Annotated in this window: 22 protein-coding genes; 4 read left to right on the forward strand and 18 right to left on the reverse strand. The window is 74.3% G+C overall.

Annotated features, from left to right (window positions below; genetic code table 11):
* Positions 1-146 precede the first annotated feature (146 nt).
* From ACN27A_RS19545 to ACN27A_RS19555, 3 genes are all read right to left on the reverse strand, one after another.
* A complete protein-coding gene (locus ACN27A_RS19545; RefSeq protein ID WP_421455477.1) occupies positions 147-869 on the reverse strand; it encodes a hypothetical protein in 723 nt (240 codons plus the stop codon).
* Between the two features lie 139 nt (positions 870-1,008).
* The gene (locus ACN27A_RS19550; RefSeq protein WP_396888740.1) at positions 1,009-1,566 is read right to left on the reverse strand and encodes a peptide deformylase; all 558 of its coding nucleotides are present in this window, start codon (positions 1,564-1,566) and stop codon (positions 1,009-1,011) included.
* Positions 1,567-1,589: 23 nt separating this feature from the next.
* Positions 1,590-2,102 carry a glycine cleavage system protein R gene (locus tag ACN27A_RS19555; RefSeq protein WP_421455480.1) on the reverse strand — a complete coding sequence of 171 codons (513 nt, stop codon included), beginning with the start codon at positions 2,100-2,102 and terminating at the stop codon, positions 1,590-1,592.
* A 142-nt stretch (positions 2,103-2,244) separates the two neighbouring features.
* On the opposite strand from ACN27A_RS19555, the gene ACN27A_RS19560 reads away from it, so the two are divergent.
* Positions 2,245-3,144, forward strand: coding sequence for an A/G-specific adenine glycosylase (locus ACN27A_RS19560; RefSeq protein WP_421455482.1), 900 nt, complete (start codon positions 2,245-2,247; stop codon positions 3,142-3,144).
* Between the two features lie 594 nt (positions 3,145-3,738).
* On the opposite strand, the gene ACN27A_RS19565 is transcribed toward ACN27A_RS19560, so the two are convergent.
* The 4 genes from ACN27A_RS19565 to lysS form a co-directional block, all read right to left on the reverse strand.
* Entirely contained in the window at positions 3,739-4,389 is a 651-nt protein-coding gene (locus ACN27A_RS19565) for a C39 family peptidase (RefSeq protein ID WP_421455485.1), read from the reverse strand.
* Positions 4,390-5,313: 924 nt separating this feature from the next.
* On the reverse strand, positions 5,314-7,845 hold the full coding sequence (locus ACN27A_RS19570) for an ATP-dependent Clp protease ATP-binding subunit (RefSeq protein ID WP_132238694.1): 2,532 nt from the start codon (positions 7,843-7,845) through the stop codon (positions 5,314-5,316).
* A gap of 461 nt (positions 7,846-8,306) precedes the next feature.
* A complete protein-coding gene (locus ACN27A_RS19575) occupies positions 8,307-8,657 on the reverse strand; it encodes a histone-like nucleoid-structuring protein Lsr2 (protein ID WP_165947879.1) in 351 nt (116 codons plus the stop codon).
* Between the two features lie 109 nt (positions 8,658-8,766).
* Positions 8,767-10,275, reverse strand: a complete 1,509-nt coding sequence (gene lysS / locus ACN27A_RS19580; protein WP_393170582.1) for a lysine--tRNA ligase — start codon at positions 10,273-10,275, stop codon at positions 8,767-8,769.
* Positions 10,276-10,366: 91 nt separating this feature from the next.
* On the opposite strand from lysS, the gene ACN27A_RS19585 reads away from it, so the two are divergent.
* Positions 10,367-11,107: a class I SAM-dependent methyltransferase gene (locus ACN27A_RS19585; RefSeq protein WP_421455488.1), complete on the forward strand. Its 741-nt coding sequence runs from the start codon at positions 10,367-10,369 to the stop codon at positions 11,105-11,107.
* A 13-nt stretch (positions 11,108-11,120) separates the two neighbouring features.
* On the opposite strand, the gene ACN27A_RS19590 is transcribed toward ACN27A_RS19585, so the two are convergent.
* The 7 genes from ACN27A_RS19590 to ACN27A_RS19620 all read right to left on the reverse strand — a co-directional run bounded on the left by ACN27A_RS19590 (position 11,121) and on the right by ACN27A_RS19620 (position 17,994).
* Positions 11,121-11,879, reverse strand: a complete 759-nt coding sequence (locus tag ACN27A_RS19590) for a type III pantothenate kinase (RefSeq protein WP_421455491.1) — start codon at positions 11,877-11,879, stop codon at positions 11,121-11,123.
* Positions 11,880-11,911: 32 nt separating this feature from the next.
* Entirely contained in the window at positions 11,912-12,808 is an 897-nt protein-coding gene (gene nadC, locus ACN27A_RS19595; RefSeq protein ID WP_421455493.1) for a carboxylating nicotinate-nucleotide diphosphorylase, read from the reverse strand.
* Positions 12,805-14,499: an L-aspartate oxidase gene (locus tag ACN27A_RS19600; RefSeq protein WP_421455496.1), complete on the reverse strand. Its 1,695-nt coding sequence runs from the start codon at positions 14,497-14,499 to the stop codon at positions 12,805-12,807. Before ACN27A_RS19600 ends, nadC begins: the two co-directional genes overlap by 4 nt.
* Positions 14,500-14,630: 131 nt before the next feature.
* Positions 14,631-15,512 carry a septum formation family protein gene (locus tag ACN27A_RS19605; protein ID WP_421458530.1) on the reverse strand — a complete coding sequence of 294 codons (882 nt, stop codon included), beginning with the start codon at positions 15,510-15,512 and terminating at the stop codon, positions 14,631-14,633.
* Between the two features lie 190 nt (positions 15,513-15,702).
* A complete protein-coding gene (gene panD, locus ACN27A_RS19610) occupies positions 15,703-16,128 on the reverse strand; it encodes an aspartate 1-decarboxylase (protein WP_132238660.1) in 426 nt (141 codons plus the stop codon).
* Positions 16,129-16,162: 34 nt separating this feature from the next.
* Positions 16,163-17,011, reverse strand: coding sequence for a pantoate--beta-alanine ligase (gene panC, locus ACN27A_RS19615; protein ID WP_421458531.1), 849 nt, complete (start codon positions 17,009-17,011; stop codon positions 16,163-16,165).
* A 29-nt stretch (positions 17,012-17,040) separates the two neighbouring features.
* Complete coding sequence (locus ACN27A_RS19620) at positions 17,041-17,994, reverse strand: Rossmann-like and DUF2520 domain-containing protein (protein ID WP_421455499.1); 954 nt, start codon at positions 17,992-17,994, stop codon at positions 17,041-17,043.
* Positions 17,995-18,219: 225 nt separating this feature from the next.
* Here ACN27A_RS19620 and ACN27A_RS19625 point away from each other — a divergent pair, with 225 nt between their 5' ends.
* Positions 18,220-19,452: an SAM-dependent methyltransferase gene (locus ACN27A_RS19625; protein ID WP_421458532.1), complete on the forward strand. Its 1,233-nt coding sequence runs from the start codon at positions 18,220-18,222 to the stop codon at positions 19,450-19,452.
* Positions 19,449-20,618 carry an NADH-quinone oxidoreductase subunit D gene (locus tag ACN27A_RS19630; RefSeq protein ID WP_207914470.1) on the forward strand — a complete coding sequence of 390 codons (1,170 nt, stop codon included), beginning with the start codon at positions 19,449-19,451 and terminating at the stop codon, positions 20,616-20,618. Before ACN27A_RS19625 ends, ACN27A_RS19630 begins: the two co-directional genes overlap by 4 nt.
* A 58-nt stretch (positions 20,619-20,676) precedes the next feature.
* Here ACN27A_RS19630 and ACN27A_RS19635 read toward each other — a convergent pair whose 3' ends face one another.
* From ACN27A_RS19635 to ACN27A_RS19650, 4 genes are all read right to left on the reverse strand, one after another.
* Entirely contained in the window at positions 20,677-22,389 is a 1,713-nt protein-coding gene (locus tag ACN27A_RS19635; RefSeq protein WP_421455503.1) for a hypothetical protein, read from the reverse strand.
* Between the two features lie 157 nt (positions 22,390-22,546).
* Positions 22,547-23,551 carry a glycine betaine ABC transporter substrate-binding protein gene (locus tag ACN27A_RS19640; protein WP_421455505.1) on the reverse strand — a complete coding sequence of 335 codons (1,005 nt, stop codon included), beginning with the start codon at positions 23,549-23,551 and terminating at the stop codon, positions 22,547-22,549.
* 341 nt (positions 23,552-23,892) lie between these two features.
* Positions 23,893-24,615, reverse strand: a complete 723-nt coding sequence (locus tag ACN27A_RS19645) for an ABC transporter permease (RefSeq protein WP_421455508.1) — start codon at positions 24,613-24,615, stop codon at positions 23,893-23,895.
* Between the two features lie 55 nt (positions 24,616-24,670).
* Complete coding sequence (locus ACN27A_RS19650) at positions 24,671-25,357, reverse strand: ABC transporter permease (RefSeq protein ID WP_421455511.1); 687 nt, start codon at positions 25,355-25,357, stop codon at positions 24,671-24,673.
* Position 25,358 lies beyond the last annotated feature (1 nt).

Here is a 25,358-nt window from a genome sequence, read left to right on the forward strand (position 1 = left end):
CGGTCCCCCACGGTCACAGCCTCCGGGGCCGCACCGCCACCCGTCATCCGCCGGGCGGGCCCGGCCTGGCCGACCAACCGACCGCGCGGCGGCCCGGTCCGTCCGACAGCGCGGTCTGCCCGGCCGGCCGCCCGGCCCACGGACGGTCAGTCGGTGATGGTGAGCTTGACCGGCTCGCTGAGCTTGGTGCCGACCCGGGCGTAGACCTGGTAGGTGCCGGCCGGCGGGTTGGGGCCCGCCGCCACCCCGTTGGCGCACTTGGTGGTGTCGCGGCCGTTCCAGCCCACCTGGTAGGAGCGCTCGAAGCTCGGGGTGAAGGACTGCACGTCGGAGCCCTGGGCGGTGCCGCACGTGTCGGACGACCAGATCTTCTCGGCCCCCGACTTGATGAACAGCTCCTGCACGGAGGCGCCGACATCGCGGCTGCACGTCCGCTCGGACCGATTCTTGATCTTGAGCTGGAGGTCCACCACGGCCCCCCGGACCACCGAGGCGGGCTGGGCCACCGGGGTCACCGTGATCTCGGCGTCCGTGCAGGCGCCGTCGCCGGCGGCCGGCACGACGGGCGCCACCGGCGGCGAGTCGGTGGTGACCGGCTCGCCCGACGGGTCGTCGGCGTCAGGGCCGTCCGCCGCACCCGGCGAGGGCCCCCCGGTCTGCGGGGCGAGCACCGAACCGGTGGGTTCCGGCGAGGCACCGGAGGACGTCGCGCCCGGAGTGGGCTGCGCGTCACCGCCCTTCTTCGCGTTCCGGTCCGATCCGGTGCACGAATAGAGCAGGACAATCAGGAAGAGAAGCCCCGCTCCGAATACGACGGCGCGACGCCGCCAGTACACGGCGGGGGGCAGGGGGCCGACCGTCAGACGCATGATGCCCCCACCGTAGCGGCGCGGGGCACGCCAGCCCCGCACGACGCGCCGAGTCGCCCTCCGCTCACCGCACCGACCCTCCACACGCGACTGCCGACCGTGTCCCGCCGGCGACGCCGGGTCGCCGCGCCGCCGGCACTCAGAGGTACACCTTGCGCTGGTAGATGGCGTGCGCACCCGCGACCCGGTCCAGGAAGAGCAGGCCCGCGCAGTGGTCGATCTCGTGTTGGAGGGCCCGCGCCTCGAACCCGTCCGTCACCAGCCGTACGGGCCGTCCGGTGCCGGGCAGGACGCCCTCCACCACCAGCCGGCTCGCCCGCTTGACGTCCCCGGTCAGGTCGGGCACCGACATGCACCCCTCGCGCGCCACCTTCCACCGGCTCGCCTCGACGACGCGGGCGTTGCACAGCACGAAGGTGCCGTGCACGGTCAACGCCTTCGGGTGGCCCGTCACGTCCACCGCGAAGACCTGCGCACCCACCCCGACCTGCGGGGCGGCCAGCCCCACGCAACCCGGGGACACCCGCATGGTGGCGATCAGGTCGGCGGCCAGCCGTACCGTCTCCGCCGCCGTCGGATCCACCTCGCCGCCGGAGCGGCTGAGCACCTGCTCCGGCGCGGACACCACCGGTCGCACCTCCCCCGGCACGGCCAGGGACTCCGGGGTCCAGTCGCCGAGACCGACGTACGCCTCGATCTCCGATCCGCGCCCGGCGCCGGTCACAGCAGGTCCGGATCGGCCGGCCGGAGGGTCACCCCGACGCCCAATTCCTCGGCCGTCGCCGCCAGCCGCCCGGCCAGCCCGTCGGCCGTGCCGGGTGGCAACTCCACCTCGGCGACCACCACGTAGAGCGAGCCGGTGAGGCGGGTGCTCAGGTCGGTGACGTTGCCGCCAGCGTCGGCGAGCACCCGGGTCATGGCCGCCACGATGCCCATCCGGTCCGCGCCGTGCACCGCCATCACGTACGGCTCGCCGGCGGGAGCCGTCTCGCCGTCGGGGGTGACCGCGCGTACGGTGGCCAGCAGTTGGCTGTCGGCGGAGAGCGGCGCCAGCGCGGCCTCGACGTCGGCGGCGGCCGGGCCCACGCAGATCAGGGTCATCGCGAAGTGCCCCCGCAGCCGGGTCATGGTGCTGTCGGTGAGGTTCGCGCCGAGCCGGGCGAGCAGCTCGGCGACGTCGGCCACGATGCCTGGCCGGTCCCGGCCGATGACGGTGATCGCGAGCTCGTTCATCCGGGCATTCTGCCCGATCCGTCCGCCGCCGCAGCAGCGCCCCGCCCGGACCGCCCAGCCAGCGGGACGGTAGCGGTGCCCGTCCCGGCACCGTCGCCCGCGCCGCCCCGGCCATGGGCCGCGTGACATCATCGGCGACGCGATGTCTGAGCCCACTTTCGCCACCCTGGTCAGCCGGTGGTACGAGGAGAACGCCCGCGACCTGCCATGGCGCGGACCCGACGTGAGCCCGTGGGCCATCCTGGTCAGCGAGGTCATGCTCCAGCAGACGCCTGTCGTGCGCGTGCTCCCCGCCTGGGAGGCCTGGCTGGCGCGCTGGCCCGAGCCGGCCGCGCTGGCGGCGGACAGCCCCGCCGAGGCCATCCGGATGTGGGGGCGGCTCGGCTATCCCCGTCGGGCGGTGCGGCTGCGCGACTGCGCGCTGGCGATCGTCGAGAGGCACGGCGGGCAGGTCCCCGACCGGCTGGACCAGTTGCTGGCGCTGCCGGGGGTCGGCACGTACACGGCCCGGGCGGTGGCCGCGTTCGCGTACGGTCAGCGGCACCCGGTGGTCGACACCAACGTGCGGCGGGTGGTCTGCCGGGCGATCGCCGGCGAACCGGACGCCGGCCCGGCGACCCGCCCGGCAGACCTGGTCGCCACCGAGGAGCTGCTCCCCGTCGAACCGGCCGCCGCCGCCCTGGCCAGCGCGGCCTTCATGGAGCTGGGCGCGGTGATCTGTGTCGCCCGGTCGCCCCGCTGCGGCGCCTGCCCCGTCGAATCGGTCTGCGCCTGGCGCGCGTCCGGCCGCGAGGCGCCCGCGGGTCCGACCCGCCGCCCCCAGCGGTACGCCGGCACCGACCGTCAGGTACGCGGGCTGCTGCTCGGCGTACTGCGGGAGGCGACCGGGCCGGTGCCGCACCAGCGGCTCGACCAGGTGTGGGCCGACGACGTCCAGCGGTCCCGGGCGCTCGCCGGACTGGTGCGGGACGGTCTCGTGGAACCGGTCGGCGAATCCTCGTTCCGCCTCGTCGGCGACGGGCCACCGGTCCCGGTGGGCTGACCCGGCAACGGACGCTGGCGCGGCGCTGCACGGCGCTGGCACGGCCCGGCGGCTGCGCGACGCGGCTCGGCGCGGTCGGCGTGGGCGCTGGGCGGCGCGGGACGGCCCAGCGCGGCGCTGCACAGCACGGCGCGGCTCGGCGCTGCACGGCGCGGCTCGGCGCTGCACGGCGCGGCTCGGCGCTGCACGGCGCGGACGCGAGGCGGCGCGGACGCGGGGCGGCGGCGCACGGCCCGGCGCTGCGCGGCGTGGTCGGCGTGGGCGCTGGGCGGCGGCGCACGGCCCGGCCTGGTCCGCGTGGGCGCTGGGCGGCGGCGCACGGCCCGGCCTGGTCCGCGTGGGCGCTGGGCGGCGGCGCACGGTCCGGCCTGGTCCGCGTGGGCGCTGGGCGGCGGCGCACGGCCCGGCCTGGTCCGCGTGGGCGCTGGGCGGCGGCGCACGGCCCGGCCTGGTCCGCGTGGGCGCTGGGCGGCGCGGGACGCTGGGCGGCGCCGAGTCGGCGTGGGCCAGCCCCGGGCGTGACGAAAGGGCCGGCCCCTTGTGGGGCCGGCCCTTGTCGTTGGGTGTTGCCGGGTGCGTGTTGCCGTTGTTGGGTCAGGCGGTGTAGCCGCGGGTGGCGATCCAGTCGGCGAGGTTGTCGACGCTCATCCGGTAGGAGGCCTGGTTGGGGTTGGCGGAATCAGCAATGGTGACGGTGTTGCCGTTGTCGCGGTAGCCGACGACGCTGATGTAGTGCCCGCCTTCGAAGGAGTGGGTGGTGCCGTCGGTGTCGGTGGCGGTGCCGGCGATGTTGGCGACGATGGCGTGGCCTTCGTCGATGGCGGTGACGATGTCGGCGCGTAGCTTGTCGGTCTGCTTGTCGTCGGCCTTCGGCTCACGGATCTCGACGGACTGGTAGGCGTCCTTGCCGGTCTCCTTGTTCAGGACGGGGGTGATGTCGTTGATGGAGTTGGTGCCGGCTTCGGTGGTGCCCATGCGCTGGGCCATGCCGTCGACGTCGATGTTCTTGCCCTGCACGCTCAGGGCGTTGCGGGCGGCGGCGGGGCCGCAGTAGTAGAAGTTGGGCTGTGCCTCGTAGCGCACGCCGAGTTCGCGCTCGCTGCCCTTAAGGTCCTGGGCGACGGTGGTGGGCTTGGCCTCGGCGGGGGCGGCGAGGGCGGTGGTGACGGGGCCGGCGATGGCGCCGCCGCTGAAGGCGAGCCCGGCAGCGGTCAGGGCGGTCTTACGCAGGATGTCGGTACGCATGGTGGCAGCACCTTTCGATCGGGGGTACGCGACACACACCACGGGGGGACCGGTGGCATCGCGGGCTGAGGGAAAGGTCGAACCAGGTACGCCCTCGACGAGAGGGTGGGGCGCGTCCGGGGGATGTAACGACACGGGCCCGGCCGGCATTCCGACCGGCGACCCCGGCCATCCCGCAGGGCTCAGGGGTCTGGGGCCCGGGGTTACGCGCTCACGGTGGTTACAACGACCCGGCCCCCCGACCCATGCCCACCGGGCGCGTGACCGGTGCCACCACAAACCGCCATGAAACGGACGGACGGCCCGATCGGCCCCGCAACCGATGCCGCCACGAACCGGACGTGCACCCCAGCCCGGTCGTGACTCCGCCGACCGCTGTGCGCCGGGCGGTTCCCGCTCGACATGCTGGCCGGCAGCGGTCGTACGCCCGTCCAGCCGAAACCGGGCCGGCCGTCCTGTCCCGGCCTACGTGCTGGCGCGCAGCGGTCCGCGCGGCCTGACCGCCCCGGATGGCCTTCCGCGTGGCCCATCACCCGCCGGAGCCTCCGAAGCCCGCCCGGCACTCGCCGCCACTACCGACGACCGGTCGCCCCGTCGGGGACGCCGGCGTGGACGCCGCTGACGGCGGCGGGCGGTGGGCGGTGGGCGGTGGGCGGTGGGCGGTGGGCGGTGGGCGGTGGGCGGTGGGCGGTGGGCGATCATGCAGGTGTGGTGGGGTGCAAATCGCCCGAACGGACGCCTACCCGGCGCCACAACTGCATGATCGCCGCGGACGGGGGGTGGCGCGGGCAGGGTGGCGGGGTGGGGTGGGGTGAGCGGGGGTGGCGGGGCGGGGTGAGGTGAGCGGGGGTGGGGTGGGCGGAGAGGGCGGCGGCCCGGTGGCTGGTGCCACCGGGCCGCCGCCCTCGTGCTGCTGTTTCGGTCCTACTCGTCCGCGCCTGCGGCGGCGGTGCCACCGAGGTCGGCCGGGACGGCGTCCGGCACGGTGGCCGGCCGGTCCGCGCCCGTGAAGATGAGCTTGGACTTGTCGATGTCCTCCGGATCGCCCTCGCAGTCCACCACCACGATCTGACCCGGGGTCAGCTCGTTGAAGAGGATCCGCTCGGACAGGTTGTCCTCGATGTCGCGCTGGATCGTGCGACGCAGCGGACGCGCACCGAGCACCGGGTCGAAGCCCTTCTTCGCCAGGTACTTCTTGGCGTTGTCGGTCAGCTCCAGACCCATGTCCTTGTTCCGCAGCTGGCCCTCGATCCGCTGGATCATGATGTCGACGATCGACAGGATCTCCAGCTGGCGCAGCTGGTGGAAGACGATGGTGTCGTCGATCCGGTTGAGGAACTCAGGCCGGAAGTGCTGCTTGAGCTCGTCGTTGACCTTCTGCTTCATCCGGTCGTAGTTGGACTCGGAGTCCTCCGACGCCTGGAAGCCGAGCGAGACCGCCTTGGCGACGTCGCGGGTGCCCAGGTTGGTGGTCAGGATGATGACCGTGTTCTTGAAGTCCACGATCCGGCCCTGACCGTCGGTGAGCCGACCGTCCTCCAGGATCTGGAGCAGCGTGTTGAACACGTCCGGGTGGGCCTTCTCGATCTCGTCGAAGAGGACCACCGAGAACGGCCGACGCCGCACCTTCTCGGTCAGCTGGCCGCCCTCGTCGTAGCCGACGTAGCCGGGAGGGGCACCCACCAGCCGGGAGACCGTGTAGCGGTCGTGGAACTCGGACATGTCCAGCTGGATGAGGGCGTCCTCGCTGCCGAACAGGAACTCGGCGAGCGCCTTGGAGAGCTCGGTCTTACCGACACCGGACGGGCCGGCGAAGATGAACGAGCCCGACGGACGCTTCGGGTCCTTCAGGCCGGCCCGGGTGCGCCGGATCGCCTTCGAGACCGCCTTGACCGCGTCCTCCTGGCCGATGACGCGCTTGTGCAGCTCGTCCTCCATGCGCAGCAGGCGCGAGGTCTCCTCCTCGGTCAGCTTGTAGACCGGGATGCCGGTCCAGTTGCCGAGCACCTCGGCGATCTGCTCGTCGTCGACCTCGCTGACGACGTCCAGGTCACCGGCCTTCCACTCCTTCTCCCGCTGCGCCTTCTGGCCGAGGAGCTGCTTCTCCTTGTCGCGCAGCTGGGCGGCGCGCTCGAAGTCCTGCGCGTCGATCGCGGACTCCTTGTCGCGACGCACCTGGGCGATGCGCTCGTCGAAGTCGCGCAGGTCCGGCGGCGCGGTCATCCGGCGGATCCGCATCCGGGCGCCGGCCTCGTCGATCAGGTCGATCGCCTTGTCCGGCAGGAAGCGGTCGGAGATGTACCGGTCGGCCAGCGTCGCGGCGGCCACGAGGGCCGCGTCGGTGATGCTGACCCGGTGGTGCGCCTCGTAGCGGTCGCGCAGGCCCTTGAGGATCTCGATGGTGTGGGCCAGCGACGGCTCACCCACCTGGATCGGCTGGAAGCGGCGCTCGAGGGCGGCGTCCTTCTCCAGGTGCTTGCGGTATTCGTCGAGCGTGGTCGCGCCGATGGTCTGCAGCTCGCCACGGGCCAGCATCGGCTTGAGGATGCTCGCCGCGTCGATCGCGCCCTCGGCGGCACCCGCGCCGACCAGGGTGTGGATCTCGTCGATGAAGAGGATGATGTCGCCGCGGGTGCGGATCTCCTTGAGCACCTTCTTGAGGCGCTCCTCGAAGTCACCGCGGTAGCGGGAGCCGGCGACCAGGGCACCGAGGTCGAGCGTGTAGAGCTGCTTGTCCTTGAGCGTCTCGGGCACCTCGCCCTTGATGATCTTCTGGGACAGCCCCTCCACCACGGCGGTCTTGCCGACGCCGGGCTCACCGATCAGGACCGGGTTGTTCTTGGTGCGGCGGGAGAGCACCTGCATGACCCGCTCGATTTCCTTCTCGCGCCCGATGACCGGATCGAGCTTGCCCTCGCGGGCGGCCTGGGTCAGGTTGCGGCCGAACTGGTCCAGCACGAGGCTGGTGGACGGCGCGGCCTCGCCCGGCGTGGCGCCCGCCGCGGCCGGCTCCTTGCCCTGGTAGCCGGAGAGCAGCTGGATCACCTGCTGGCGGACCCGGTTGAGGTCGGCGCCGAGCTTGACCAGCACCTGGGCGGCGACGCCCTCGCCCTCGCGGATCAGGCCCAGCAGGATGTGCTCCGTGCCGATGTAGTTGTGGCCGAGCTGCAGCGCCTCGCGCAGCGACAGCTCCAGCACCTTCTTGGCCCGCGGCGTGAACGGGATGTGCCCGCTCGGCGCCTGCTGGCCCTGGCCGATGATCTCCTCGACCTGCTGCCGCACGCCCTCCAGGGAGATGCCGAGGCTCTCCAGAGCCTTGGCGGCGACGCCCTCACCCTCGTGGATCAGGCCCAGCAGGATGTGTTCCGTACCGATGTAGTTGTGGTTGAGCATCCGGGCCTCTTCCTGGGCCAGGACGACAACCCGTCGCGCTCGGTCGGTGAACCGCTCGAACATGCCCTCGTGCTCCTCACGTGCCGTGCGCACTCGATCTTGATGGTCAAGAAGTCGTGGCGGGGCCGGTGCGCGGACGACCGGGACGGGCGTCCGTGCCTCCTTACTCTATCGCCGCGGACCGACTCCGCTGAGGTCGTGTGTCCCCGTCGGAAGCCGTGTACGCGTCGTTTTGCACAACCGTCCGCGCTCAGGGGGTGTTCCGGTACCCCTGCCTGTACGCGCAGAGCGAAATTCGACCCCGGTCGTGGACCCCTCGTGCGGGTCGCGCCGGTGCCGACGCGGCCCGGATCCGGGCCGTCCGGGAGTCGTCCACAGGCTGTGGACAGACTCTCCACCGGCTGTGGACAACGACCGTCGGGACGGAATTCTTCCCGCTCGGACGCGACCCCGGGCGGATACGGCGACGCCGGCCCGGAGTCGTGCTCCGGCCCGGCGTCGGTGTCGCCCGTCGGCGGTCCCGGTCAGTGACCGGCCTTCGCGTGGTACTCGTCGACGATCTCCTGGGGGATCCGGCCCCGGTCGGAGATGTCCTTGCCGGCCTTCTTGGCCCAGGCGCGGATCGCCTTGTTCTGCTCCCGGTCGGCGGTGGCGCCACCCCGGCCCCGCGCGGCCCGGCCGCCGACGACGACGCCGCCCCTGCCCACCTTGGTGCCGTGGGCGATGTACGAGGCGAATACGTCGCGCAATTTCTCGGCGTTCGAGCTAGACAGGTCGATCTCGTACTGAACGCCGTCGAGCGCGAACTTGACCGTCTCGTCAGCGTCCCCGCCGTCCAGGTCATCGACCAGCTTATGAATGATCTGCTTGGCCACGTCCCACATTCCTTTCGAGCAGGGTGCTCCTGCAAACTGTAAGCACAATAACCCGCGCGGCGCTTGCCGCGTCAATAGGATGCGGTAACGACCCGGTGGAGATGCGCGGCTACTCCGGGCGAACCAGGGGGAAGAGGATGGTTTCCCGAATTCCCAGGCCGGTGAGCGCCATCAAGAGCCGGTCGATTCCCATTCCCATACCCCCGGCCGGCGGCATTCCGTACTCCATCGCCCGGAGAAAGTCCTCGTCCAGCCGCATGGCCTCGTCGTCGCCGCGGGCGCCGAGCTGGGCCTGGGCCACCAGCCGCTCCCGCTGCACCACCGGGTCCACCAGCTCGGAGTACGCGGTCCCCAGCTCGAAACCGAGCACGTAGAGGTCCCACTTCTCGGCCAGCCCGGGCTCGCTGCGGTGCGCCCGGGTCAGCGGGCTCGTCTCCTCCGGGTAGTCGCGGACGAAGGTGGGCGCCTGGAGGCTCGGCACCACCAGCTCCTCGAACAGTTCCTCCGCGAGCTTGCCCGGCCCCCACTTCGGGTCGACCGCCAAACCCACCTTGTCGGCGTACTCCACCAGCCGGGCGCGCTCGGTGCGCACCGTGACCTCCTCGCCGAGGGCCTCGGAAAGCACCCCGAAGAGGGTCACCGAGCGCCACTCGCCGCCGAGATCGAACTCCCGGCCGTCGGCGTGCGTCACGACGGTCGAGCCGCTGACGGCGATCGCCGCCTGCTGCACGAGATTCCGGGTCAGCTCGGCCATCGTGTCGTAGTCGCCGTACGCCTCGTATGCCTCGAGCATCGCGAACTCGGGCGAGTGCGAAGAGTCGACACCCTCATTACGGAAGTTGCGGTTGATCTCGAAGACCCGGTCGACGCCGCCGACGACGGCCCGCTTGAGAAACAGTTCCGGCGCGATTCGCAGATACAGATCGGTGCTGAGTGCATTGCTGTGGGTCACGAATGGCCGGGCCGCCGCGCCACCGTGCAGCAGCTGGAGCATCGGGGTCTCCACCTCGATGAAGTCCCGGCCGTGCAGCGAGTCGCGCAGGCTGCGCACGGTCGTGGCCCGGGTACGCACCATCTGGCGGGCCTGCGGCCGGACGATCAGGTCCACGTAGCGCTGCCGGACCCGGGCCTCCTCGCTCAGCGGCTTGTGGGCCACCGGCAGCGGGCGGAGCGCCTTCGCCGTCACCGCCCACTGCTCGACCAGCACGGACAGCTCGCCGCGCCGGCTGGTGATCACCTCGCCGGTCACGCCGACGAGGTCACCGAGGTCGACCAGGCGCTTCCAGTCGTTGAGCCGGTCGGGGCCGACCCGGTCGAGGGAGAGCATGGCCTGCAACTCCGTGCCGTCGCCGTCCCGCAGGGTGGCGAAGCAGAGCTTGCCGGTGTTGCGTACGAAGATCACCCGGCCGGTGACCGAGACCTGGTCTCCCGTGGCGGTGTCGGTGGGCAGCTCGGCGTACTTCTCGCGGATCTCGGCCAGCGTGCTGGTCCGGGGGAATCCGATGGGGTACGGCTCGACGCCCTCGGCGAGCATCCGGTCCCGCTTCTCCCGGCGGACCTTCATCTGCTCGGGAAGGTCGTCGGCGGGATCGACTGGCACGGGGTTCTGCTCGGTCACGGCACGCTTCCTCAGAAGGAGATTTCGGGCGGGGTCAGGCCCCGAGCGTACTCAAGGCCCCAGCGAGGCGTTACGGGATAACCTGCCCGCCATGACGGACCCCACTCCCGCCCTGTCCTTCGGGGCCGCCGCACGCGAGTACGACCGGTTCCGGCCCCGCTACCCGGAGCAGGCCGTCCGCTGGGCGCTCGCCGGGGTGGAGGCGCCCGCCCGCGTCGTCGACCTGGGCGCCGGCACCGGAATCCTCACCCGGGGCGTGCTCGCCCTCGGCCACGAGGTGGTGCCCGTGGAGCCGGACCCCGCGATGCGCGCCCAACTGGAGGTCGCCACCCCGGGCACGACTGCCCTGGCCGGCAGCGCCGAGGCGGTGCCGCTGCCCGCCGGCACGGCCGACGCGGTGCTCGCCGGGCAGGCGTACCACTGGTTCGACCGGGAGCGGGCGCACCCGGAGGTCGCCCGGCTGCTCCGGCCGGGCGGGACGTTCGCCCCGATCTGGAACACCCGGGACGAGGGCGTCGACTGGGTCGCCGAGCTGAGCCGGATCGCCCACCTCGGCGACAACGCCGGCAGCGTGGTGGAGAAGTACGGCGACTTCGGCTCCGCCTTCGAGCCGACGGAGCTGGGGGAATTCGCCCACACCACGACCCTCACCCCCGACGAGGTGGTCGCGATGCTGCACACCCGCTCCTTCTGGCTGACCGCGTCCACCGACGAACAGGACAGGATCGACCGGGAAATCGGCGAGCTCTTCACGAGCCACCCCGACCTGGCCGGTCGGGAGTCCGTCGAACTCCCCTACCGCACGTTCGTCTTCCGCGCCCGGCGCCGCTGAGCCACCTCCACGCTCAGACGTTGCGCTCGTAGACCATCCGCAGGCCGATCAGGGTGATCATCGGCTCGTGGTGGGTGATCGTGCGGCACTCGTTGATCACGAGCGAGGCCAGCCCGCCGGTGGCGATCACGGCGCTCACCTCGCCGATCTCCTCGATCATCCGCTCGACGATCCGGTCGACCTGCCCGGCGAAGCCGAAGTAGAGGCCGGACTGGAGGCACTCGACGGTGTTCTTGCCGATCACCGAGCGGGGCCTGGTCGCCTCCACCTTGCGCAGCTGGGCGGCCCGGGCGGCGAGCGCGTCGAAGGAGATCTCGATGCCCGGGGCGAAGGCGCCGCCGAGGAACTCGCCCCGGCCGCTGATCACGTCGAAGTTGGTGGTGGTGCCGAAGTCCACCACGATCGACGGCCCGCCGTAGAGGGTGTACGCGGCCAGGGTGTTGACCACCCGGTCGGCGCCCACCTCCTTCGGGTTGTCGATGGCGAGCTGCACCCCGGTGCGCACCCCCGGCTCGACGATCACGCTCGGCAGGTCCGCGTAGTAGCGGGCGAGCATGTTGCGCAGCGAGCGCAGCGCGGCCGGGACCGTGGAGCAGGCCGCGACCCCGGTGATCTCGACGGCGTCCGCGGCGAGCAGGCCCCGGAACTTCAGGCCCAGCTCGTCGGCCGTCGCCCGCGCATCGGTCTTGATCCGCCAGGAGTGCACCAGCTTGTCGCCGTCGAAGGTCGCCAGCACGGTGTTGGTGTTTCCGATGTCGATGCAGAGCAGCACGCTCGCAGCCTAGACAACGCCCTGCCGCCGGTTCACCCGGTGCGCAGGTCCATGGCGATGTCGAGGATCGGCGAGGAGTGCGTCAGGGCCCCGACCGACAGGAAGTCGACGCCGGTCGCCGCGTACCGGGCCGCCACGTCGAGGGTCAGCCCGCCGGTCGCCTCCAGCTCCGCCCGGTCCCCCACCGACGCGACCACCTCGGTGAGCATCTCCGGGGTCATGTTGTCCAGCAGCAGGAAGTCCGCGCCGGCCTCGACCGCCTCCACCGCCTCGGCGACCGTGTCCACCTCGACCTGCACCGGCACGTCCGGGAAGGTCTCCCGGACCCGGCGGAAGGCCGCCGTGATGCCGCCCGCCGCGAACTTGTGGTTGTCCTTGATCATCGCGACGTCGTGCAGGCCCATCCGCTTGTTCGTGCCGCCGCCCGCGCGGACCGCGTACTTCTCCAGGGCGCGCAGGCCCGGGGTCGTCTTGCGGGTGTCCAGCACCATCGCCTTGGTGCCGGCCAGGGCGTCCGCCCAGGCCCGGGTGTGGGTGGCCACCCCGGACATCCGGCAGAGCAGGTTGAGCGCCGTGCGCTCGGCGGTGAGCAGCAGCCGGGTCGGGCCGGTCACCGTGGCCAGCACGTCGCCGCGCGCCACCCGCTCGCCGTCGCGGGCCACCACCGACACCTCGACCGTACGACCGGCGCCGGTCGCCTCGCCGACCAGCTCGAACACGGCAGCCGCCACGGCCAGCCCGGCCACCACGCCGTCGGCGCGGGCCACCAGGTCGGCCGTGTCGGTCTGCCCGGCCGGGATGGTGGCGACGCTGGTGACGTCCAGCAGGTCCGGGCCCAGGTCCTCGGCGAGCGCGGCCTCGACCGTCCGCCGCACCTGCGCCGGATCCAGGCCGGCGTCCCGCAGTGCCCGTTCCGTCGACTCCGTCATCGGGTCCCCTCCCACGCTTGCGTCAGCCGGCCCTGCGCCCCGACCGCGCCGACCAGGTGGCCGTGCCACCGCTCGTCGGCCGTCGGGAAGTCCTCCCGCCAGTGGCAGCCCCGGGTCTCCCGGCGGGCGTACGCGGCGGCGACCAGCGCCGACGCCACGGTGATCAGGTTCGTCGCCTCCCAGTCGGCCGTCCGGGGCCGGCCCCGGCCCTCGCCGAGCCCGGTCAGCACGCCGGCGGTCGCCGCGAGGGTCTCCGCCGAGCGGAGCACGCCCGCGCCCCGGGTCATCGCCCGTTGCAGCGTCGGCGTCGCCTCGGCCGGCACCAGCCAGCCCTCGCCGCCCACCCAGGCGCCCGTCGCCGCCGGCTGGGCCTGCTCGGGCAGCCCGGCCGCGATGTCCTCGGCGATCCGCCGGGAGAAGACCAGCCCCTCCAGCAGCGAGTTGCTGGCCAGCCGGTTGGCGCCGTGCACGCCGGTGCAGGCGACCTCGCCGCACGCGTACAGCCCGGGGATGGAGGTGCGGCCGCGCAGGTCCGTGCGGACGCCGCCGGAGGCGTAGTGCGCGGCCGGGGCGACCGGGATCAGATCGGTCCCCGGGTCGACCCCGATGGCCAGGCAGGACGCGACGATGGTCGGGAAGCGCCGGGCCAGGAAGTCGCCGCCCAGGTGCCGGGCGTCGAGGAAGACGTGGTCCGCCCCGGTGGCCAGCAGGACCCGGTGGATGCCCTTGGCCACCACGTCCCGGGGCGCCAGCTCGGCCAGCTCGTGCTGCCCGACCATGAACCGCTTGCCGTCGCCGTCGACCAGGTGGGCACCCTCGCCGCGCAGCGCCTCGGATACCAGCGGCTGCTGGGCGTGCCCGGCACCGGGCACGCCGGCGCCGCCCGGCGTGATCAGCGCGGTCGGGTGGAACTGGACGAACTCCACGTCGGTCACCGCCGCGCCGGCCCGCATCGCGAGGGCCACCCCGTCCCCGGTCGACACGGCCGGGTTGGTGGTGGCCGCGTAGATCTGGCCCATCCCGCCGGTGGCCAGGACGACCGCCCGGGCCAGGATGGCGCCCACGCCGTCCTCGCTGCCCTCGCCGAGCACGTGCAGGGTGATGCCGCAGGCCGGGCCGAGCCCCTCCGGGGAGTCCCCGGGGGCGCGCAGCAGGTCCAGCACCAGGGCGTGCTCCACCAGCCGGATCCAGGGGTCGCGGCGCACGGCGGCGTGCAGGGCGCGCTGCACCTCGGCCCCGGTGGCGTCGCCGCCGGCGTGCACGATCCGGTCGGCCCGGTGCCCGCCCTCGCGGGTCAGCATGAGCGAGCCGTCCGGGTTGCGGTCGAACTCCGCCCCGATCCGCATCAGCTCGCGCAGCCGGGTGGGGCCCTCCTCGACCAGCACCCGCACCGCCGCCGGGTCGCAGAGCCCGACGCCGGCGATCTCGGTGTCCGAGGCGTGCGCGGTCGGGGTGTCCCGCGGGTCGAGCACGGCGGCGATGCCGCCCTGCGCCCAGCGGGTCGACCCCTCGTCGATGTCGACCTTGGTGACCACGGTGACGTGCAGCCCCGCCTCGCGCAGATGCAGCGCGGCGGTCAGGCCCGCCACCCCGGAACCGACCACGATCACGTCGGTGGTCTCCACCCAGCCGGGCGCGGGGGCGGCCAGCAGTCTGGGCAGCGCCGGCAGGTCGACGGTCGGAAGGTCCATACCCACAGTCAACCCGAAGGGTCCTCGCGGGGGGCGGCGGGGGCGGGACGAGTGGTTTGGGCCATGGGGTCCCGAGCCGGGCGGGCCAACCGACGCCACGCGTGGGCCCACCCTGCCTGGGCCGGCGCGCGCTACCTCGTCCGGACCGGGAGGGCCGCCGGGCCCGCGCCCCGCAGCGAGCCGGTCACCGTACGGTCGTCGAGCCAGAGGTAGCAGCGGACGCCCCGGTCGCCGACGCGCCACCGGCCCGCTCCCGGCGGACGGACCACCACCCCGCTGCGGAAGCGCAGGTCGGCGTCGTCGGGCACCCCCACGTAGCGGCCGAGCACCGAGCGGCAGCCGGCGTACAGCGGGGCCCAGTCGGCGGCCCGGGTCGGGTACGGGCGGTCGGGCGCCCGCCACACCCCGACGAACTCGGCGTCGTGCCGGGTGGCGCAGTCGACCGGGAGCAGCGTCCGCACCGACCCGCCCCGGGAGCGGGCCTGCTGGCAGCCCAGGCGTAGCGGGGACGGCCCCCGCAGCGCGTCCCGGAGGCTGCCGGTGCGGACCACCACCGTGGCGGCGGCCTCGGCGGTGCTCACCTCGGTCAGGTCGCACCGGTACCAGCGGGCGCCCGCCGTCCAGCCCGCCCCGGACGGCACCGCCACCGCCAACCGCAGCCGCCCCGCCCGCCAGTCGGCGCCCACGTGACCGGTCGCCCGGGCGTCGCAGTCGGCGAAGGCGCCCCGCAGCTCGGCCGAGCCGCCCGGCGGCGGGGCGGGCCGCCCGGCCGGGAAGGCGCCCACGTGCACGGTCTCGACCCGGTGCGGCACGGCGCAGTCCACCGGCGCATACGCCGCCAGGGTCACCACGTCGACGAAGTCGGCGACCTGGCACACCCCGGCGGCCGGGGTGAAGGGCCCGGCGGCGGGTGGGGCAGCCCAGTCGTCGACCAGGTCACCGTCCAGCCCACCGGCGTCGGCGCAGCCGGCCAGGAGCACGGCCGTGGCGACGGCGGCGAGCAGGGTGGTCATCGCACGGCGCACAGCGGCCTCCCCCAGCCACCCGCGTCTATCGACGGGCAACCAGACTACCCAGGGATGACCTTCCGGTGACAGACCGCACGCACGCCTGCTTCCCGCGCCTCCGGCGTCCTGCGGTCACGAAGGGTACGAAAGCCCACAGACGCCACCGGAGGAGCGGACGGAAGGCGGAACGGGCGGGTCAGACGGCGGCGGCGAGGGGATTGGGGATCGGGGCGCCGGCGGTGCCCGGTGCGGCGGTGGTCGGGTCGGCGTTCAGCTCGACGACCCGGTTGTCGGCGTCGACGTGCACGACCCGCGGCCGGTAGGCGCGGGCCTCGACGTCGTCCATCTGCCCGTACGAGATGAGGATGACCAGGTCGCCCGGGTGCACCAGGTGGGCGGCGGCGCCGTTGATGCCGATCACGCCGCTGCCCCGCTCGCCCGGGATCACGTACGTCTCCAGCCGTGCCCCGTTGGTGATGTCCACGATCGCCACCTGCTCGCCGGGGATCAGGTCGGCGGCGTCGAGCAGGTCCTCGTCGACGGTCACCGAGCCGACGTAGTGCAGGTCGGCCTGGGTCACCGTGGCCCGGTGGATCTTCGACTTGAGCATGGTGCGCAGCATCGGGATGCCTTTCGCGAAAGGTTGGGGGCGGGGTTCAGGAACGGGGGGCGAGCCGGATCGCCGCGTTGTCGATCAACCGGGTGGCGCCCACCCAGGCGGCCACGAGCAGCCGCGCCGGCCCGGAGACCGGCCCCGGTTCCAGGTCCGGGTCGGTGAGCACCAGGTAGTCGAGGCGCGCGCCGGGCGTACCGGCGCCGAAGGCCGCGTGCGCGGCGGCGAGCACCGCCCCCGCGTCACCGCCCCCGTCGGCGGCCGCGGCCCCGGCCCGCAGTGCCGCGGACAGGCTCAGCGCGGCCTCCCGCTCGGCCGGGGACAGGTAGCGGTTGCGGCTGGACAGGGCCAGCCCGTCCGGCTCCCGTACGGTCGGCACGCCGACCACCTCGACCGGCACGTCGAGGTCCCGGGCCATCCGCCGCACCAGGGTCAGCTGCTGGTAGTCCTTCTCGCCGAAGAACGTCAGGTCGGGGCGGGTGAGCTGGAGCAGCTTCAGCACCACGGTGAGCACCCCGTGGAAGAACCCGGGCCGGCTCTGCCCCTCCAGGTCCTCCCCCAGCGGGCCCGGGTTGACCCGCACCCGGGGCTGGCCGTCCGGGTACATGTCGGCCACCGAGGGGGCGAAGACCACGTCCGCGCCCGCCCGCCGGCAGATCTCCAGGTCGGCGTCGAGGGTGCGCGGGTAGCGGTCGAAGTCCTCGTTCGGGCCGAACTGCAACGGGTTGACGAAGATCGTGACGAGCACGTGGTCGGCCCGCTCCCGGGCCGCCCGCAGCAGCGTCTCGTGCCCGGAGTGCAGCGCGCCCATGGTCATCACGACGCCCACGGTGCCCTTGAGCCCGTCGCGCGCCGCCGCCAGCTCGGCGCGGGTGTGCACCAGTTCCGTCACCTGTCCCCCTCCGTCCACGGTCGGCCCGGTCACGCCGCCACCTCACGCCGGTCGCCGGCGAGCACGCCGAGCAGCGACTCCGCGTCGACCGGCCGCAACCGGCCCGCGGCGATGGCCCGGTCGGCCGTACGCCGGGCCAGGGCCAGATAGGGCGCGACCGACTCGGGGGCGGTCGCGGCGAGCCGGGCCAGGTGCCGCTCGACCGTGCCGGCGTCGCCCCGGGACACCGGCCCGGTCAGCGCGTCGTCGCCGAGGCGCAGCGCGTTCTCCAGGGCGGCCCGCAGCAGCGGGGCGAGCACCTTCTCCGGCTGGGCCACCCCGGCGTCGCGCAGCCGGTCGGCCGCCTCGTTGACCAGGGTCACCAGGTGGTTGGCGCCGTGCGCCAGCGCCGCGTGGTAGAGCGGCCGGTCCGCCTCGCCGACCCACTCCGGCACCCCGCCGAGGTCGGCGACCAGCCGGGCGGCCAGGGGGCGCAGCTCCGCCGGGGCGGTCACCCCGTACGAGATGCCGGCCAGCCGGGCCAGGTCGTCCGGCGTACCGGTGAAGGTCATCGCGGGGTGCAGGGCGAGCGGGCGGGCGCCCGCCGCGGCGGCGGGGGCGAGCACGGCCAGCCCGTGCGCGCCGGAGGTGTGCGCGACCACCTGGCCGGGGCGCAGCGCGCCGCCGTCGGCCAGGGCGGCGACCACCCCGGCGAGCGCGTCGTCGGGCACGGCGACCAGCAGCAGGTCGGTGGCCGCCCGCGCCACGGCGGCGGCGGAGCGGCGGGGCGCGTCGGGAAGCAGCAGCGCGGCCCGGGCCCGGGAGGCACCGGACCCGGCCGTGACGGCGACGACCCGGTGGCCGGCGGCGGCGAGTGCGGCGCCCAGCACGGTGCCGACCCGGCCGGAGCCGACGACGCCGACGGTGAGGAGACGGGGGGTGGCGGCCGGCGGTACGGCGGCCCCGTGGGGGGCGGCCGGGCGCGGGCGCAGGGGTGCGCTCATGGGCGACGATCCAGTCCTCGAGAAGGGGTACCGGTCGATGGCAAGTATGCGCCGGGGTCACGGAACCGGGACAAGGATGTGTGAAAACGTTCACCGGCGGCACCGGCGGCACGCCCGGGGACGGCACGTCCGCTCCGACCGGCTGACCGTAGGGTCGGGCCGGTGACGCACGCCGTACGGCCGGCCGGTGGCGGGCAGGACAGGCAGCTCGGGAGGAACGAACTGATGCCGGAGCGGTGGCGGGACGCGATGGAACGGGCGCTCTACGGGCCGGGCGGGTTCTTCGTCTCCGGGTCGGGCCCCGCCGGCCACTTCCGCACCAGCGTGCACGCGTCCCCGGCCTTCGCCGACGCGCTGCTGCGGCTCGTCGAGCGGGTCGACGCCGCCCTCGACCACCCCGTCGACCTCCGCGTGGTCGACGTGGGCGCGGGCCGGGGCGAACTGCTGCGCGCCCTCTCCGCCGCGCTGGGGGTTGCCGGGGAGCCCGCCCGCTCCGGGCGGTCAGGCTTGATCCCTCCGCGGACGGGCTCCCCGGCAACCCCGACTCCCCCGGCCGCCGCCCGGCCCTCGGCCTCGTCCGGCCCGTCGGCCGCCGGTCCCGCGCCGGCTCCGCTCGCCTCCCGGGTACGCCTCACCGCGGTCGAGAAGGCCCCCCGGCCCGCTGATCTGCCCGACGGGATCGACTGGCTCGACGAGGTCCCCGACAGGATCACCGGGCTGCTGGTGGCCACCGAGTGGCTGGACAACGTGCCGCTCGACGTGGCGGTGCACACCGCCGAGGGCTGGCGTTACCTGCTGGTCGACCCGGCCACCGGCGAGGAGACCGTCGGTGACCCGGTCGACCCCGCCGACGCGGACTGGCTGGCCCGATGGTGGCCCGTGCCGGCAGCCGGAAGCGACGGGACCGGCCCGACCGGGTCGGGGTTCCGGGCGGCCCGATCGGCGGAGGAATCGAGCCTGACCGCCCGGAGCGGCCGCCCCGAACCCCTGACAGCAGTCAGAGCCGAGATCGGCCGGACGCGCGACGACGCCTGGGCCGGGGCGGTGGGAAAACTCGACCGGGGGCTGGCGCTGGCCGTGGACTACGGGCACCTGCGGGACGGCCGGCCCGTGGACGGGACGTTGACCGGTTACCGGGGCGGGCGGCAGGTGCCGCCGGTGCCGGACGGGAGCCGCGACGTCACCGCGCACGTCGCCGTCGACTCGGTCGCCTCCGCCGGCGTCCGGGTCGCGCGGTGCGCGTACGACCTGGGGTCGCAGCGGGAGGCGCTGCGGGCGCTCGGGGCCGACGGCGGCCGCCCGCCGCTCAGCCTGGCCGCCAGCGACCCGGCCGGGTACGTGCGGGCGCTCGCCGCCGCGTCGGCGGTGGCCGAGCTGACCGACCCGGCCGGCCTGGGCGGGCACTGGTGGCTGCGGCAACCGGTCGGCGTCGACCCCGGGCCGTTCATGGCACGATGACGGGCATGACCACGGACGCCGGCGACCTCCGCGAGCTGACCGTCGGCACCGGGGCCGGCGGCGATCAGCTCGGCACCGACATGGTGCTCAACATCGGGCCGCAGCACCCCTCCACGCACGGCGTGCTCCGGCTCAGGCTGGTGCTCGACGGCGAGCGGGTGGTGGCCTGCGAGCCGATCGTCGGCTACATGCACCGGGGCGCGGAGAAGCTCTTCGAGGTCCGCGACTACCGGCAGATCATCGTGCTGGCCAACCGGCACGACTGGCTCTCGGCCTTCTCCAACGAGCTGGGCGTGGTGCTCGCCGTCGAGCGGCTGATGGGCATGGAGGTGCCGGAGCGGGCCACCTGGCTGCGGATGGCCCTCGCGGAGCTGAACCGGGTGCTCAACCACCTGATGTTCCTCGGCTCCTACCCGCTGGAGATCGGCGCGATCACGCCGATGTTCTACGCGTTCCGCGAGCGGGAGACCATCCAGGCGGTGATGGAGGAGGTCTCCGGCGGCCGGATCCACTACATGTTCAACCGGGTCGGCGGGCTCAAGGAGGAGATCCCCGCCGGCTGGACCGGCCGGGCGCGGGCCGCCATCGCCGAGGTCCGCCGGCGGATGCCCGACCTGGACAACCTCATCCGGCGCAACGACATCTTCCTCGCCCGTACGGTCGGCGTCGGGGTGCTCTCCGCGGCGGACGCCGCCGCGTTCGGCGCGTCCGGGCCCGTCGCCCGGGCCTCCGGCCTCGACCTGGACCTGCGCCGCGACGAGCCCTACCTGGCCTACGACCAGCTGGACGTGCCCGTCGTGACGAAGACCGCCGGGGACTGCCACGCCCGCTTCGAGGTGCTGCTCGACCAGGTGTACGCCTCACTCGACCTCGCCGAGCAGTGCCTGGACCGGGTGGACCGGCTCACCGGGCCGGTCAACACCCGGCTGCCGAAGGTGCTCAAGGCCCCCGAGGGGCACACCTACGCCTGGACCGAGAACCCGCTCGGCATCAACGGCTACTACCTGGTCTCCCGGGGCGAGAAGACGCCGTGGCGGCTGAAGCTGCGCACCGCGTCGTACGCGAACGTGCAGGCGCTGGCCACCCTGCTCCCCGGCTGCCTGGTGCCGGACCTGATCGCCATCCTCGGCTCGATGTTCTTCGTGGTGGGCGACATCGACAAGTGACCCGGCCGCGTACGCCCGTCCGGTCGCGGCGGCTGCCGGTCGGGGCGCCCGTCCGGGGTCAGCGCCAGCGGTCGGCGTTGCGGGTGCCGCCCGCGCGGGGCTCGTCGTCCTGCGGCGGGTAGCCGTGGGGCTCCTCCTGCCGTCGGCCGTACCGCTGCGGCTCGGGCTCCGCCCTACGGGTGCGGTGCGCCTCGGGCTGACCGGCGTCGTGCCGCGCCTCGGGCTGCTGTCCCCGCTGACGGGGCGCACGCCACTCGTCGGGCACCGGCACGCCGCCGGCAGGCAGGGCCGGGACGCCGTCCGGCTCCGGCCAGCCGCCACGCCACCCGTCGTCCGCCCGGTCCGGACCCCGGCGCGGCTCGTCCCGCCGGACCGACGCCCAGCGGTCCGCGACCCGGTACTCGGTGCCGGTGGCGTCCGCGTGCACCTCGGCACGCCGCTCCCCGACCTGCAGCTCCCGGCCCCGGTCGTCGTCGCGCACGGCGGCCCACCGGTCCCCGGCGCGCAACTGCGACCAGTACTCCCCGCTCTCCGCCCCCGCCTCGTCCGGCGGGTACGCCCGGCCGCGCCCGCGCGCTTCGACCGGCGCATCCCAGCCCGGTGCCCCCGCGACGCCGCGACCCGGGTCGTCCCGCTGCTGTCCACGCTCGTCGTGCCGCCCCGGCCACTCCCGCTCGTCGCGCCCGCCGGCCCACTCCCGGCCGCCGGGCTGGGCGGACCACTCCCGCTCGCCGGGCTCGGCGGACCACTCCCGGCCGCCGGGCTGGGTGGGCCGGGGCCGGTCGTCCCGGGCAGCCCCGGGGCCCGGCCGCGACACGTCGTCGTCCCGGCGGGACCGGTCGTCGTGACGGGACCGGTCGTCCGGTTCGCCGTGCCCGTGACCGGCCCAGGAACGGTCGTCCGCCTCACCCGGCCACGGCCGCTCCTCCTGCTCCGGCGACCAGCGTCCCGCGTACCCGCCGCCGTAGCGGGCCCCTCGGTCACCGGGAACGGACGCGGCGCCGTCCACGATGGTGTGCCGGGTGGTGACGTGCACGGTCTCGGTGTGCCGCACCACCCCGAGCGAGCGGGCCGAGGGCTGGCTCGTCGGCTCCGCCGGCCGGGCCGCCCCGTACACCCCGGCCGTTCCGCCGGCGGCGGGCCGGTCCGGGCCGTACCCGCCGGCCGCGCCCGGTGCCGGCCCGTCCGTGCCGTACCCGGAGGCCGGGCCGGGCACGGGCCGCGCGGCACGCGGAGTCGGCTGCGGCCTGCCGGCGGGCTCCTCGTCGTGCCGGTCCGCGCGTCCCCGGCGGGACGCCGCGTCGTCGTGTTCCGGCACCTGCCTGCGGCCGGCGACCGCGTCGTCGGCGGACGCCCGGGCCCGGCCGGCGCCGGCAGGGGCGTCGACGCCGGCCAGCGCGGCGCTGCTCGCGTCCAGCCGCCGACGCAGCGCGGCGACCTCGTCCTGTGCCCGCTGGGCGTGGTCGAGCGCCTGGTTGCCGCGTTGGGCGGCGGCCACGATCTCCCCGCGCAACTCGCGGCGGAGTTCCTCGATCTCGTCCAGCAGCTCGTCGGTGCGGGCCGGGCCTGCGCCGTCGGCGCGCAACGCGATCGACAGGCCGATCAGGACGACGGCCAGGATGGCCAGCACGGCGGCGAACCGCAGCGGGCCGTTGCCGTCGGCGACGAGCAGGATCAACGCCGCCACCGGTGCCAGGGCGACACCGATCCAGAAGAGGACGGTGAGCAGTGACGGACTGCGCTTGTCGGCGGGGGCGACCGGGGCTGGCATGGGTCCGGAGCCTACCGAGAGCTGGCCCGCCCGGGAAAGGGTGAACGGGGCATCCGGCACCTTCGCCGCCGATCGCCCCGCCCGCCGTCAACCGGCCGACTGCGCCGCCCGCCCGTCGGCCGCCGGTGGCACGGGGCCACCGGCGGCCGGTCGGGCATCAGCCGACGGCCAGTGCACCGTCCGAGGAGAACACCAGGCCCACGCTCGCGGCCCCGGTCTTCAGCGCGTTCTTGGTCTGCGGGCCGCCCTGGTCCAGCGAGCTGAACGAGCCGGCCTTGAAGTCGTAGACCTGGACGAGCCCCGCCTGGCACTTCGGCCGCTGCGGGCACTCCGGCGGCCCGGCCAGCACCGTGGCCTGGCCCGAGCACTTGGCGGCCAGCTCGGAGAGCGTGCTGACGCCGTACTTGTCGGCGAACGCCTTCGTCACGGCGAAGGCGTTCTGGTCCTGCGCGGCGGCGGGCGTGCCGAAGACGAGGCCCACCTTGTCGCCGGCCGCCTTGAGCGCCGCGACCGTCTTCTCCAGCTCCGGCGACGACACCGGCTGGGCGTCCTTGCCGTTGGCCTTGGTGTTGAGGAACTCGGCCATGGTCGCCGCGTACTCCGGGACGACCTGGATCTCGCCCTTCTCCAGGGCCGGCTCGTAGAGCTCGCGGTTGCCGATCTGCTGCACCTTGGCGTCGTAGCCGGCGGCGGTCAGGGCGATCTTGTAGAGCTCGGCCAGGATCTGGTTCTCCGTGAAGTTGGCCGCGCCGATCACGATCTGCCCACCGGGGCCCTTGGCGATGCCCGCGGTGACGCCGTTGGCCGCTGCGAACTCCTCGGCCGCCTTCTGGGCCGTCTTGCGGTCGACGTCGACCGCCTTGTTCAGCTGGATCAGCTTCGGCGTGTCGAGCGCGGCCGAGACCTTGTCCAGCGCCGCGATCAACTGCGGGTTGGCCGCGTCGGCGTTGACCGCCGGAATGACGTTGTCGGTGTTCTGGAGCTTCTTGTCGTCGTCGAGGACGACGAGCTGGTCACCGGCGACCGGCGCGCAGCCGGCGCCCGAGGCCGCCTGCTCCGGGGCGTCCGTGCCGGAGGAGCCGGCGTCGCCGCAGCCGGTCAGCAGCCCCGCCGCGGCGAGGGCTCCCACCGCACCGACGGCCAGGCGTGTACGAGCGCGCATCAGTGCCCGCCTTCCGTGTCCCGGCGCGACCCTGCCGGGCCGGCCGCGTGTCCGACGGGCGATCTCCGTCCGGCCGCCCGCTGTGTCCCACGGGCGGCTCGCGTTGCGGCCGCCCGGTATCCCACCCCAACATCTTCCACGCGGGACCGACAACCCGAGGCGGGGTTTGTCACCGGATCGTCACCGGAAGTCAGCCGCGCCGACCCGTCACCGGGGTGTTCCGGTCCGTGGCGTCGAGGCGTTCCGGTCCCGTGTGTCGAGGCGTTCCGGATCCAAGCGTCGATGGCCGGGTACGGCACGCGACCCACCCGGCACGGAGGCCCGGGGTGGGCGGACGACGCTCAGCCGCCGGCCACCGCCTGCGCCGCCCGGCGGCGCGCCCGACGGCGGCCCGCCCGCAGCGGGCGCGGCGTGACCAGCCGCTCGACCAGGGCCAGCACCAGTTCCAGCAGCATGGCGAGCCCGGCCACCAGCACGCCGCCGGCGATGATCTGGCCGCCGCCGGCGGCGATGTCCAGGCCGAAGCCCGCCCGGATGATCTGGCCCAGGCCGCCGCCGTTGACGAAGGACGCCAGCGCGGCGGTCGCCACCACCTGCACCGCCGCCGTGCGGAACCCGGCCGCCAGGTAGGGCACCGCCAGCGGCAGCTCGACGCGGCGCAGCAACTGCCACCCCGAGAAGCCCATCCCGCGCGCCGCGTCCCGGGCCTCCGGATCGGCCTGCCGCACCCCCGTGTACGCGTTGGCCAGCAGCGGCGGCACGGCGAAGACGGCCAGCGCGACCACCACCGACGGCCGACCGAAACCGAGGAAGGTCAGCGGCAGGATGGTGAGCAGGGCGAGCGTGGGGATGGCGAGCGACACGTTGGACACCAGCACCACCAGGCCGCCGCCCCGGCCGGTGTGCCCGAGCCAGAGCCCGATCGGCCAGGCGACCAGGCAGCCGAGCGCCACCGCCGCCGCCGACATCGACAGGTGCTCGCCGAGCCGGTCCAGGACGCCGCCCGGGTTCGTCCAGTTCAGCGGGTCGTTGAGCCAGACCAGCGCCGCCTCGACCGGATTCACGGAGCCAACCTTCCGTTCGCGACTGCGGGACTCCGCTGCGCTGCGTTCCTCGCGCTCACCGAGCCCGACCCTTCAGCCACGGGGTCAGCAGCCGGCCCGCACCGGCCAGGACCAGGTCGAGCACCAGGGCGAGCAGGACGCAGAGCAGCGTCCCCGTCATGATCTGCGCCTTGTAGAAGTTGTTCTGGAAGCCGGCGAAGATGAGCTGGCCCAGGCCGCCGCGCCCGATCACCACGCCCACGGTCACCAGGGCCACCGTGGAGACGGTCGCCAGCCGCAGCCCGGTGAGGATGCCCGGCAGGGCCAGCGGCAACTCGACCCGGAACAACCGGCCCCAGCGGCCGTACCCCATCCCCTCCGCCGCCTCGCGGACCTCGGGGGGCACCTGGTTGAGCCCGGCGACGGCGTTGCGGACGATCACCAGCAGCGCGTAGAGGACCACCACGCTGAGCGCGGTCGCCGCGCCGATGCCCAGGTAGGGGGCGACGAACGCGAAGAGCGCCAGCGACGGCACCGTGTAGAGCACCCCGGTGAGGGCCAGGACCGGCCCGGCGAGCGAGCGGTACCAGTAGGCGGCCACCGCCAGCGGCAGCGCGATCAGAGCGGCGATCAGCACCGCGCGAGCGGTCAGCGAGGTGTGCTCACGCACGGCGGCGAGGATCGTGTCAGAGTTGTCCCGCACGTACTGCCAGGAGAACCACGGGTTACCCGGGTCGGCCCGGTAGCTCAGGCGGAAGGACATG

The organism is Micromonospora sp. WMMD737, assembly GCF_049179055.1.
GTDB lineage: Bacteria > Actinomycetota > Actinomycetes > Mycobacteriales > Micromonosporaceae > Micromonospora > Micromonospora reichwaldensis.